Below are 13,674 nucleotides of genomic sequence, written 5' to 3'. Positions count from 1 at the left end.
AACTACTGCTCCCATTAGACTGAATTTCGCCTATTTTGAGCCCAGCTATTACAAAAGTCTTACATATTTTCCGAATCTCGAAGTGAATCGAGGCCAGGGGCTTCATTCTTGAAGATGAGTACACGGCGGGCAAAGGGAATTTCAATTTGTTCGCGGTCGAAGGCTTCTTTAATTAACTTCCGCAGGAGACGCTGCACCGGTAGATGTTTTCCTGGTTTCACCTTGGTAACCGTGCGGATGGTGAGTTCAGATTCGGCAAAGTTATCGAGGCCATCAATGCGGGTCGGTTCGAGCACATCAGGGTGTAAGCCTTGAATTTGGTGGCCCACATCCCCTAGAACCTGATACACATGGTCTAAATCTGAGTCGTAAGCGACCCCAACATAAACCACCGAATACACATAATCTTTGGAGTAATTCACAATGGTCTTGATGTCGCCATTGCGGATGATATGTAGCCGTCCCCCTGTATCGCGGATGCGTGTGACCCGCAGATCCATTTCTTCGACAAGGCCTGTGGCATTATCCGTTTCGACAAAATCACCGACAAGGTAGTAATTTTGCAACAAAATGGAAAAGCCATTGACGAGGTCATTGATTAAATTTTGCGCCCCAAGCCCCACCGCCAAACCCAAGATCCCGGCCCCGGCGAGGATCGGTGTCGGGTCAATGTCAAAGACATAGAGAATTGAAACGCCACTCACAAAATAAATGCAGTAGCGTACGGTGTTTTGCACCAGGGGAATAAAGGTTAAACGACGGCGTTGTTGGACAGGACTAAGGTTTGGCGATCGCAGTAATAATTTTTCGACAATGATATTGCTTAGTTCGATCACCAGGGCCGCAATAAAAATAATCAGGATAATTTGATTCGCCGGGATCGCATAGGGGGCAATGTGATCGAGGAGGGGAAATTGGGCACAAATCACTCCGGCGATCGCCAGATAAATGCCCGTTTCTAAACAACGTTTTGTGAGGCCCAATAAATAACGAAACCGGGGGTAAAATCGCAGGGGAGACCGGGGATGTTTGGCAATAAATTCCGTTGATAAACCATCTAAAGTATCCAGCAAAGAAAACGATGCCCGCACAGCAATGATCCCAAAGCAAAGCAAAAAATAAACTTTGATCGCGAGATAAAAATATTGGGTAATGCTCGGAGGGACAAACAAAAAATTGAGGCACACCACCAGGGCCAAAATCCAAAGACCATTGGCGATCGCCAAATCAATGGCCTTAAAGAGCGTATCTAAGCTGTGGTTATTGCCTTCGATATTTTTCCAAGCTTTGAGGCGATCGCCAGCCCGTTTCAAGCGTGGCCGCAGAGAAGCGATCATTAAACTCACGAGCAACAGAAGTAAAACACTTTTTAATAAACCGAGGGCGAGCCTTTGCCACTGTTCCGGAGAGATGCCGTTAATTAAATCAAGGAGATAAAGGTAAGGGGATTTTTGTTGAAGGAATAAATAACCATTTAAGGCAGCAATGATTATGGCCCCGGTGATCTTAATGACGAAGAGGGATTTATTAAGGATTTTTTGGGTTAAATTTAGGGGATTTTGTCCTTGTTTTTCTGGCACCCATTGGGCTAGACGTTTCAGGGTCAAAATAATTAAAAATTGTCCCACAGTGATCGCGATTAAAAAGAGAATAATCTCGGCGATCACCACACCAAGATCGAGGAGGATCCCATTCATGTTTTCTGTCTTTGCACCGTTTTTGACTGAAATTCGAGATTGCGGTTAGTTCTTTTTTTTAACAATCTCGGCTTCAACTTAGCAAAAACACCATCCCATACCGCAGCCCAAAAATAAATTACAAAAAAAATTAACCTACTGTATTTACCAACGGGCAGCAACCATCATTTTTTTCCTTAACGCTCCAAAGATCAAGCTAAACCATCGCCTGGGATCGCAATGCGAGTCACGATCTAAACTTTTTTGGGGTGGTGAAAGTTCAGCCAAAAAATCACTGTGGATAGAGTCGGAGTTGTTTTCTGTGATCAAGATTCAATTTACTCCTTGCCATGGTGATTAAGCGGCTATTAGTAACGGCTTTTGGGTGAGGAAATTTGCGGGAAACAGAGGGAGATTTTGGCGTAAAACCAAGGGAAGCACCCCGATTAGGAAAGGAAAACTCTAGAATAAGAACAGTTTCTCTGTCGTTGTCCCTCCGAAATATGAAGCACTATCGTCACCTCCTTCCGAGCAAGCAGAAGCATCAGGCCAAACCTCGTTTTAAGTGGCGAGCTGGGATGGCTAATTTTCTTTTGAGCCAAGCCTTACTGTGGGGAGGGGGAACGGCGACGATCGCCCAGACAGAATCGACAGCACCAACGGAGTCAACAGAGACCTTAAACTACGGAGAGCTGCTCCAGGATATCCGGCAAGACCAGGTGGATCGCTTCGTCCTCGATCCAGAAACCAATACGGCCCAGGTCACGCTCCGGGGGCAAACTGAGGAAGAAGCTCAGACCATCCAGCTCCTCAACAATAACCAAGAACTCCTCGCCGCTCTCCGGGAAAATAACGTTGACTTTGAGGTGGTGCCTTCCCAGGATCATTCGGTGGCGATCGCCATTTTTACCAATCTCCTGCTTTTTGGGATTCTGATCGGGGGACTAGTACTGATTATTCGCCGCTCGGCCAGTATGCAGAATAACGCCATGAACTTTGGTCGCTCTAAGGCGCGTTTTCAGATGGAAGCGGAAACGGGGATCATGTTTAAGGATGTGGCTGGGGTCGAGGAAGCCAAGGAAGAACTCGCCGAAGTGGTCACTTTCTTAAAAGAACCGAATAAATTTACGGCAATTGGTGCGAAGATCCCCAGAGGAATGCTCCTCATTGGCCCACCGGGGACGGGTAAAACGCTCTTAGCAAAGGCGATCGCCGGGGAAGCTGGGGTGCCATTTTTTAGTATTTCCGGCTCTGAATTTGTGGAAATGTTCGTGGGGGTTGGCGCGTCACGGGTGCGAGATCTCTTCCGCAAGGCCCAGGAAAACGCTCCCTGTCTTGTTTTTATCGATGAAATTGATGCGGTCGGTCGCCAACGGGGCGCAGGCATTGGTGGGGGAAACGATGAGCGGGAGCAGACCCTAAACCAATTGCTCACAGAAATGGATGGTTTTGAAGGAAATTCCGGAATTATTGTGATCGCCGCCACCAACCGCCCTGATGTCTTAGATCAAGCCCTCCTGCGTCCCGGCCGCTTTGATCGCCAGGTGACTGTGGATTATCCAGACCGTTTGGGGCGTTTAGCGATCCTCGAAGTCCATGCCCAAGATAAAAAAGTCGCTGAGGATGTTGATCTAGAGGCGATCGCCCGGCGCACCCCTGGTTTTTCGGGGGCAGATCTAGCGAATTTACTTAACGAAGCCGCCATTTTCACCGCCCGCCGTCGCAAGGAAGCAATTACCACTAGCGAAATCAATGACGCCATTGATCGGGTCGTAGCAGGGATGGAGGGAACAGCCCTCACCGATGGCAAAAGTAAACGTCTCATTGCCTACCACGAAGTGGGCCATGCCATTGTTGGCACCATCCTCAAAGACCACGATCCCCTCCAGAAAGTCACCATTATTCCCCGGGGCCGCGCCCAAGGTTTAACCTGGTTTACCCCCAACGAAGAACAGGGTCTGACCACCAAAGCCCAATTCCGCGCCCAAATCGCTGTGGCCCTGGGGGGACGCGCCGCCGAGGATATTGTCTTTGGCTACGATGAAATCACCTCTGGAGCCTCCCAGGATATCCAAATGCTCACGAACATTGCCCGTCAAATGGTGACAAAGTTTGGGATGTCAGAACTGGGTCACTTTGCCCTAGAAACCAATCGGGGTGAAGTTTTCCTCAGAAATGATTGGTTTGGGGAGCGGCCTGAATATTCCGAGGCGATCGCCCAGCGCATTGACCTCAAGGTGCGCGAAATTATCAACGAGTGCTACGAAACTGCCAAGCAAATTATTCGGGACAATCGTCAACTTGTCGATCGTCTGGTGGATCGTCTCATCGAAGAAGAAACCATCGAAGGCGAAGACTTTAGTCGTCTCGTTAACGAAGCCCTTGGTCAAACCATCGACCTCCAAAAAACCGCTTCCGTTGCCTAAATGCCATGAAAAGCTTAATCCTCTGGAGCATCAAAGGCTACCGTCGCTGGATTTCCCCCCTATTCCCCCCTAGTTGTCGCTTTCAGCCCACCTGTTCCCAATATGCCCTCGAAGCCGTGGAACGCTTTGGTGTACTCCGGGGCAGTTGGCTCGCCCTGAAGCGCCTTGGCCGCTGTCACCCGTTTCACCCTGGGGGTTATGATCCGGTGCCCCATCTTTGCCATCACGATTTAGACAACATGCCCTAGGACATTTGTTCTCCATTTCGGTTTTATCCATCGCTCACTATGACCATTACTTCCCCCGCTCATCCCCATACCGATTACAGCTGGCAATGGCACGGCTTCAATATTAACTATCGTCAGTGGGGCACCCAGGGGCCGCCCGTTCTTTTCGTCCATGGCTTTGGGGCCTCGGCCGGTCATTGGCGCAAAAATCTTCCGGTTTTAGGGGAACATTACCGCTGCTATGCCATCGACTTACTGGGCTTTGGGAAATCGGCAAAACCCCAACCGGAAGTTGAAGCGGACTACACTTTTGAAACTTGGGCCACCCAGATTAAGGCGTTCTGTGCTGAAATCATTGGTGAACCGGCTTTTCTAGTTGGTAATTCCATTGGTTGTGTCGTTGTTATGCAAACGGCAGTGTCCTATCCCCACTGGGTGCGGGGGGTTGTGGCACTCAATTTTTCCCTACGGCTGTTCCATGAGCGCAATCTCTTAAAAGCACCTTTTTATCAACGCTGGGGTGTTCCCCTCTTCCAAAAACTCTTGACCCAAACCCCCCTCGGTTCCTTGTTCTTTAAGCAATTGGCCCAGCCGAAAACAATCCGCAAAATTTTAGCCCAGGCCTACCGGGATAAAACGGCGATTACCGACGAGTTGGTGAACCTGATCCTGACCCCCGCCCAAGACCCAGGAGCGGCAGCGGTTTTCCTGGCCTTTACAAGTTATTCCCAGGGGCCACTCCCGGACGACCTGCTGCCCCAGTTGCATTGTCCCACGGCAGTTTTATGGGGGACAGCCGATCCATGGGAACCAGTTGATCTGGGCCGTGCCCTTGTCGCCCAATATCCTCAGATTGAGTTTATTCCCCTCGATAATGTCGGCCATTGTCCCCAGGATGAAGCTCCGGCATTAGTCAACGGCTATTTACTCGATTGGTTAGGGCGACAACAGTCAGCGTAGCCTAGGGCTTTTACACTCAAATCAGTTGAAACCAGGCCCTCCATAACCGAAGGAACGGCGGATTTTGGGAGGATTTACCGTGGGGAGGGAACTCACGGTTTAATATGGTTAACTAGGCTATGGCCCGTGGGTATTCGTAAAAATTGCTAGGATACGGAGTCCAGAATTTCCATTCACAGGAGTTGCTAAGGCATACATGGTTGGTCAATTTGCAAATTTCGTCGATCTGCTCCAGTACAGAGCTAAACTTCAGGCACGGAAAACCGTGTTTAGTTTTCTGGCTGATGGCGAAACGGAATCTGCGGCCCTGACCTACGGAGAATTAGACCAAAAAGCCCAGGCGATCGCCGCTTTTTTGCAAGCTAACCAGGCCCAAGGGCAACGGGCATTATTACTTTATCCACCGGGTTTAGAGTTTATCGGTGCCTTTTTGGGATGTTTGTATGCTGGTGTTGTTGCGGTGCCAGCTTACCCACCACGGCCGAATAAATCCTTTGACCGCCTCCATAGCATTATCCAAGATGCCCAGGCAAAATTTGCCCTTACCACAACAGAACTTAAAGATAAAATTGCCGATCGCCTCGAAGCTTTAGAAGGTACGGATTTTCATTGTTTGGCTACAGATCAAGTTGAATTAATTTCAGGAAAAAATTGGCAAAAACCGAACATTTCCGGCACAGATCTCGCTTTTTTGCAATACACCAGTGGCTCCACGGGCGATCCTAAAGGAGTGATGGTTTCCCACCACAATTTGATCCACAACTCCGGCTTGATTAACCAAGGATTCCAGGATACAGAGGCGAGTATGGGCGTTTCCTGGTTGCCGCCCTACCATGATATGGGCTTGATCGGTGGGATTTTACAGCCCATCTATGTGGGAGCAACGCAAATTTTAATGCCTCCCGTGGCCTTTTTGCAGCGACCTTTTCGGTGGCTAAAGGCGATCAACGATTATCGGGTTTCCACCAGCGGTGCGCCGAATTTTGCCTATGATCTCTGTGCCAGCCAAATTACCCCGGAACAAATCAGAGAACTCGATTTGAGCTGTTGGCGACTGGCTTTTTCCGGGGCCGAACCGATCCGCGCTGTGACCCTCGAAAATTTTGCGAAAACCTTCGCTACAGCAGGCTTTCAAAAATCAGCATTTTATCCCTGTTATGGTATGGCTGAAACCACCCTGATCGTTTCCGGTGGTAATGGTCGTGCCCAGCTTCCCCAGGAAATTATCGTCAGCAAACAGGGCATCGAAGCAAACCAAGTTCGCCCTGCCCAAGGGACAGAAACAACGGTGACCTTGGTCGGCAGTGGTGAAGTGATTGGCGACCAAATTGTCAAAATTGTTGACCCCCAGGCTTTAACAGAATGTACCGTCGGTGAAATTGGCGAAGTATGGGTTAAGGGCGAAAGTGTTGCCCAGGGCTATTGGCAAAAGCCAGACCTCACCCAGCAACAATTCCAGGGAAACGTCGGTGCAGAAACGGGCTTTTTACGCACGGGCGATCTGGGTTTTTTGCAAGGTGGCGAACTGTATATTACGGGCCGTTTAAAGGATCTCCTGATTATCCGGGGGCGCAACCACTATCCCCAGGACATTGAATTAACCGTCGAAGTGGCCCATCCCGCTTTACGACAGGGGGCCGGAGCCGCTGTATCAGTAGACGTTAACGGGGAAGAACAGTTAGTCATTGTCCAGGAAGTTGAGCGTAAATATGCCCGCAAATTAAATGTCGCGGCAGTAGCCCAAGCTATTCGTGGGGCGATCGCCGCCGAACATCAACTGCAACCCCAGGCCATTTGTTTTATTAAACCCGGTAGCATTCCCAAGACATCGAGCGGGAAGATCCGTCGCCATGCCTGCAAAGCTGGTTTTCTAGACGGAAGCTTGGCTGTGGTTGGGGAGTGGCAACCCAGCCACCAAAAAGAAAGAGATGGAATTGGGACGCAAGCTGTTACCTCTTCTACGACAACATCAACGAATTTTCCCCTGCCCGACCAGCACCAACAGCAAATTGAAGCCTGGCTTAAGGATAATATTGCCCATCGCCTCGGCATTACGCCCCAACAATTAGACGAAACGGAACCCTTTGCAAGTTATGGGCTGGATTCAGTACAAGCAGTACAGGTCACAGCCGACTTAGAGGATTGGCTAGGTCGAAAATTAGACCCCACTCTAGCCTACGATTATCCGACCATTCGCACCCTGGCTCAGTTTTTGGTCCAGGGTAATCAAGCGCTAGAGAAAATACCACAGGTGCCGAAAATTCAGGGCAAAGAAATTGCCGTGGTGGGTCTCAGTTGTCGTTTTCCCCAAGCCGACAACCCCGAAGCTTTTTGGGAATTATTACGCCAGGGGAAAGATGGGGTTCGTCCCCTCAAAACCCGTTGGGCCACGGGAGAATGGGGTGGTTTTTTAGAACATATTGATCAGTTTGATCCACAATTTTTTGGCATTTCCCCCCGGGAAGCAGAACAAATGGATCCCCAGCAACGCTTACTTTTAGAAGTGACCTGGGAAGCCTTGGAACGGGCAAATATTCCAGCCGCAAGTTTACGCCATTCCCAAACGGGGGTTTTTGTCGGCATTAGTAACAGTGATTATGCTCAATTGCAGGTGCGGGAAAACAATCCCATTAACCCCTACATGGGCACGGGGAACGCCCACAGTATTGCCGCGAATCGTCTGTCTTACTTCCTTGATCTGCGGGGGGTTTCCCTCAGCATCGATACGGCCTGTTCCTCTTCTCTGGTGGCGGTACATCTGGCCTGTCAAAGTTTAATCAACGGCGAATCGGAGTTGGCGATCGCCGCTGGGGTGAATTTGATTTTGACTCCCGATGTGACCCAGACCTTTACCCAGGCGGGCATGATGAGTGAAACGGGCCGCTGCCAGACCTTTGATGCCGGGGCTGATGGCTATGTGCGGGGCGAAGGTTGTGGGGTCGTCCTCCTCAAACCCCTGGCCCAGGCAGAACGGGACGGAGATAATATTCTCGCGGTGATCCACGGTTCGGCGGTGAATCAAGATGGACGCAGTAACGGTTTGACGGCTCCCAACGGGCGATCGCAACAGGCCGTTATTCGCCAAGCCCTGGCCCAAGCCGGTATTACCGCCGCCGATTTAGCTTACCTAGAGGCCCACGGCACCGGCACGCCCCTGGGTGATCCCATTGAAATTAATTCTCTGAAGGCGGTTTTACAAACGGCGCAGCGGGAACAGCCCTGTGTGGTGGGTTCCGTGAAAACAAACATTGGTCACCTCGAGGCAGCGGCGGGCATCGCGGGCTTAATCAAGGTGATTTTGTCCCTAGAGCATGGGATGATTCCCCAACATTTGCATTTTAAGCAGCTTAATCCCCGCATTGATCTAGACGGTTTAGTGACCATTGCAAGCAAAGATCAGCCTTGGTCAGGCGGGTCACAAAAACGGTTTGCTGGGGTAAGTTCCTTTGGGTTTGGTGGCACCAATGCCCACGTGATTGTGGGGGACTATCCTCAACAAAAATCTCCCCTTGCTCCTCCGGCTACCCAAGACCGCCCTTGGCATCTGCTGACCCTGTCTGCAAAAAATTCCCAGGCCTTAAATGCCCTGCAAAAAAGCTATGGAGACTATCTGGCCCAACATCCCAGCGTTGACCCACGCGATCTCTGTTTGTCTGCCAATACCGGGCGATCGCCCCTCAAAGAACGTCGTTTTTTTGTCTTTAAACAAGTCGCCGATTTACAACAAACTCTCAATCAAGATTTTCTGGCCCAACCACGCCTCAGTTCCCCCGCAAAAATTGCCTTTTTGTTTACGGGGCAAGGTTCCCAATACTACGGCATGGGGCAACAACTGTACCAAACCAGTCCACGCTTTCGGCAAGTGCTGGATGAGTGCGATCGCCTCTGGCAGACCTATTCCCCCGAAGCCCCTGCCCTCACCGACCTGTTATACGGTGACCATAGTCCTGACCTCGTCCACGAAACCGTCTATACCCAGCCTCTCCTTTTTGCTGTTGAATATGCGATCGCCCAACTATGGTTAAGCTGGGGCGTGACGCCAGACTTTTGCATGGGCCATAGCGTCGGCGAATATGTCGCGGCCTGTCTGGCGGGGGTATTTTCCCTGGCAGACGGCATGAAATTAATTACGGCCCGGGGCAAACTGATGCACGCCCTCCCCAGCAATGGCAGTATGGCGGCGGTCTTTGCCGATAAAACCGTCATTAAACCCTACCTATCGGAGCATTTAACCGTCGGAGCCGAAAACGGTTCCCATTTGGTGCTATCAGGAAAGACCCCCTGCCTCGAAGCCAGTATTCACAAACTCCAAAGCCAAGGAATCAAAACCAAACCCCTTAAGGTGTCCCATGCTTTCCACTCCCCTTTGATGGCCCCCATGCTGGCAGAGTTTCGGGAAATTGCTGAACAAATTACCTTCCACCCGCCGCGTATCCCGCTCATTTCCAATGTCACGGGCGGCCAGATTGAAGCGGAAATTGCCCAGGCCGACTATTGGGTTAAGCACGTTTCGCAACCCGTCAAATTTGTCCAGAGCATCCAAACCCTGGCCCAAGCGGGTGTCAATGTTTATCTCGAAATCGGCGTAAAACCAGTGCTCCTGAGTATGGGACGCCATTGCTTAGCTGAACAAGAAGCGGTTTGGTTGCCCAGTTTACGTCCCCATAGTGAGCCTTGGCCGGAAATTTTGACCAGTCTCGGCAAACTGTATGAGCAAGGGCTAAACATTGACTGGCAGACCGTGGAAGCTGGCGATCGCCGCCGGAAACTGATTCTGCCCACCTATCCCTTCCAACGGCAACGATATTGGTTTAATCAAGGCTCTTGGCAAACTGTTGAGACCGAATCTGTGAACCCAGCCCCTGACGATCTCAATGATTGGTTGTATCAGGTGGCGTGGACGCCCCTGGACACTTTGCCCCCGGCCCCTGAACCGTCGGCTAAGCTGTGGTTAATCTTGGGCGATCGCCATCATTTTCACCAGCCCATTGAAGGCCAATTTAAAAACGCCCAGCGGGTGTATCTCGGCCAAAGCAATCATTTTCCGACGGCTGCTCCCTGGGAAGTATCTGCCGCTGCCTTGGATAATTTATTTACCCATGTCGGCTCCCAAAATTTAGCAGGCATCCTTTACCTGTGTCCCCCAGGGGAAGACCCAGAAAACCTAGATGAAATTCAAAAGCAAACCAGTGGCTTCGCCCTCCAACTGATCCAAACCCTGTATCAACAAAAGATTGCGGTTCCCTGCTGGTTCGTGACCCACCAGAGCCAACGGGTGCTTGAAACCGATGCGGTCGCCGGATTTGCCCAAGGGGGATTATGGGGACTCGCCCAGGCGATCTCCCTCGAACATCCCGAATTGTGGGGGGGAATTATTGACGTCGATGAAACTCTGCCAAATTTTGCCCAGATTTGCCAACAAAGACAGGTGCAGCAGTTGGCCGTGCGGCAGCAAAAACTCTACGGGGCACAACTCAAAAAGCAACCGCCACTGCCCCAGAAAAATCTCCAGATTCAACCCCAACAGACCTATCTAGTGACTGGGGGACTGGGGGCCATTGGCCGCAAAATTGCCCAATGGTTAGCCGCTGCGGGAGCAGAAAAAGTGATTCTCGTCGGTCGGCGCGCTCCGGCAGCGGATCAGCGGACGTTACCTGCTAATACGATGGTTTATCCTTGCGATTTGGCTGATGAAGCCCAGGTGGCAAAGCTGTTTCAAACTTACCCTCGCATCAAAGGCATTTTCCATGCGGCCGGGACTTTAGCCGATGGTTTGCTGCAACAACAAACTTGGCAAAAATTTCAGACCGTCGCCGCCGCCAAAATGAAAGGGACATGGCATCTGCACCGCCATAGTCAAAAGCTCGATCTGGATTTTTTTGTGCTGTTTTCCTCTGTGGCAGGGGTGCTCGGCTCACCCGGACAGGGAAATTATGCCGCCGCGAACCGGGGCATGACAGCGATCGCCCAATATCGACAAGCCCAAGGTTTGCCCGCTCTGGTGATCCATTGGGGGCCTTGGGCCGAAGGAGGGATGGCCAACTCCCTCAGCAACCAAAATTTAGCGTGGCTGCCGCCATCCCAGGGATTAACAATCCTCGAAAAAGTCTTAGGCGCCCAGGGTGAAATGGGTGTCTTTAAACCGGACTGGCAAAACCTGGCCAAGCAGTTTCCCGAATTTGCCAAAACCCATTATTTTGCAGCCGTTATTCCCTCTGCTGAGACTGCGCTCCCAAGGACCTCGATCTTTGACAAATTGATCAACCTAGAAGCTTCCCAACGGGCTGACTATCTGCTGGATTATCTGCGGCGGTCTGTGGCACAAATCCTCAAGTTAGAAATTGACCAAATTCAAAGCCACGATAGCCTGTTGGATCTGGGCATGGATTCGCTGATGATCATGGAGACGATCGCCAGCCTCAAGCAGGATTTACAACTGATGTTGTACCCCAGGGAAATCTATGAACGGCCCAGACTTGATGTGTTGACGGCCTATCTAGCGGCGGAATTCACCAAGGCCCACGATCCCGAAGCAGCAACGGCGGCAGCAGCGATTCCCTCCCAAAGCCTTTCGGTCAAAACGAAAAAACAGTGGCAAAAACCTGACCACAAAAACCCGAATCCCATTGCCTTTATCCTCTCTAGCCCCCGGTCGGGTTCGACGTTACTGCGGGTGATGTTGGCCGGACATCCGGGGCTATATTCGCCGCCAGAGCTGCATTTGCTCCCCTTTGAAACCATGGGCGATCGCCACCAGGAATTGGGTCTATCCCACCTTGGGGAAGGGTTACAACGGGCCTTAATGGATCTAGAAAACCTCACCCCAGAGGCAAGCCAGGCGAAGGTCAACCAGTGGGTCGAAGCGGATACACCCATTGCCGAAATCTATGCCTATCTCCAACGGCAAGCGGGACAGCGTGTGCTCATTGACAAATCTCCCAGCTACGGCAGCGATCGCCATATTCTAGACCACAGCGAAATCCTCTTTGACCAGGCCAAATATATCCATCTGGTACGCCATCCCTACGCGGTGATTGAATCCTTTACCCGATTGCGGATGGATAAACTGCTGGGGGCCGAGCAGCAAAATCCCTACGCCCTCGCGGAGTCCATTTGGCGCACCAGTAACCGCAATATTCTAGACCTGGGTCACATGGTCGCTGCGGATCGATATCTCCAGGTGATTTACGAAGATCTCGTTCGTGACCCCCGCAAAGTTTTGACAAATATTTGTGATTTCCTGGGGGTTGATTTTGACGAAGCGCTCCTTAATCCCTACAGCGGCGATCGCCTCACCGATGGCCTCCACCAACAATCCATGGGCGTCGGGGATCCCAATTTCCTCCAGCACAAAACCATTGATCCGGCCCTTGCCGACAAGTGGCGCTCAATTACCCTGCCCGCTGCTCTCCAGCCGGATACGATCCAGTTGGCCGAAACGTTTGTTTACGATCTCCCCCAGGAACCCCAGCTAACGACCCAGACCCAATCCCTGCCCCCCATGGCTGAGCGGTTCGTGACAGTGCGCGGTTTAGAAACCTGTCTCTGTGAGTGGGGCGATCGCCACCAACCATTAGTGCTACTTCTCCACGGCATCCTCGAACAGGGGGCCTCCTGGCAACTCATCGCCCCCCAGTTGGCGGCCCAGGGCTATTGGGTTGTGGCCCCAGACCTGCGTGGTCACGGCAAATCCGCCCATGCCCAGTCCTACAGCATGCTCGATTTTTTGGCTGACGTAGATGCCCTTGCCAAACAATTAGGCGATCGCCCCTTTACCTTGGTGGGCCACTCCATGGGTTCCATCATCGGTGCCATGTATGCAGGCATTCGCCAAACCCAGGTAGAAAAGTTGATCCTCGTTGAAACCATTGTTCCCAACGACATTGACGACGCTGAAACCGGTAATCACCTGACGACCCATCTCGATTACCTCGCCGCGCCCCCCCAGCACCCGACCTTCCCCAGCTTAGAAGTGGCCGCCCGCCGCCTCCGCCAAGCCACGCCCCAACTCCCCAAAGACCTCTCGGCGTTCCTCACCCAGCGCAGCACCAAACCCGTCGAAAAAGGGGTGCAATGGCGTTGGGATGCCTTCCTCCGTACCCGGGCGGGCATCGAATTTAATGGCATTAGCCGGCGACGTTATCTCGCCCTACTCAAAGATATCCAAGCGCCGATCACCCTCATCTATGGCGATCAGAGTGAATTTAACCGCCCCGCTGATCTCCAGGCGATCCAAGCGGCTCTCCCCCAGGCCCAACGCTTGACGGTTGCCGGCGGCCATAATCTCCATTTTGAGAATCCCCAGGCGATCACCCAAATTGTTTATCAACAACTCCAGACTCCTATACCCAAAACACAATAAAAAATATTGCAAAGTGCAGTCCG

General features: G+C 51.6%; 5 protein-coding genes. 4 read left to right on the top strand and 1 reads right to left on the bottom strand.

Annotated features, from left to right (window positions below; all coding sequences use genetic code 11):
• Positions 1-59 precede the first annotated feature (59 nt).
• Positions 60-1,697 (bottom strand): mechanosensitive ion channel family protein, encoded by a 1,638-nt coding sequence (locus AWQ23_RS06005; RefSeq protein WP_062433478.1) that lies wholly within the window; start codon positions 1,695-1,697, stop codon positions 60-62.
• 557 nt (positions 1,698-2,254) lie between these two features.
• Between AWQ23_RS06005 and ftsH the strand changes: the two genes are divergently transcribed.
• The 4 genes from ftsH (at position 2,255) to ols (ending at position 13,651) form a co-directional block, all read left to right on the top strand.
• A complete protein-coding gene (gene ftsH, locus AWQ23_RS06000; RefSeq protein ID WP_315862673.1) occupies positions 2,255-4,102 on the top strand; it encodes an ATP-dependent zinc metalloprotease FtsH in 1,848 nt (615 codons plus the stop codon).
• A gap of 5 nt (positions 4,103-4,107) precedes the next feature.
• Positions 4,108-4,350, top strand: a complete 243-nt coding sequence (yidD, locus tag AWQ23_RS05995; protein ID WP_062433472.1) for a membrane protein insertion efficiency factor YidD — start codon at positions 4,108-4,110, stop codon at positions 4,348-4,350.
• A 39-nt stretch (positions 4,351-4,389) separates the two neighbouring features.
• Complete coding sequence (locus AWQ23_RS05990) at positions 4,390-5,289, top strand: alpha/beta fold hydrolase (RefSeq protein WP_062433470.1); 900 nt, start codon at positions 4,390-4,392, stop codon at positions 5,287-5,289.
• Between the two features lie 196 nt (positions 5,290-5,485).
• Complete coding sequence (ols, locus tag AWQ23_RS05985; protein WP_062433466.1) at positions 5,486-13,651, top strand: fatty-acyl-[ACP] elongase/decarboxylase Ols; 8,166 nt, start codon at positions 5,486-5,488, stop codon at positions 13,649-13,651.
• Positions 13,652-13,674: the final 23 nt, after the last annotated feature.

It is taken from the genome of Picosynechococcus sp. PCC 73109, assembly GCF_001521855.1.
Lineage (GTDB): Bacteria > Cyanobacteriota > Cyanobacteriia > Cyanobacteriales > MRBY01 > MRBY01.
This window is presented reverse-complemented; position numbering and strand designations above follow the sequence as displayed.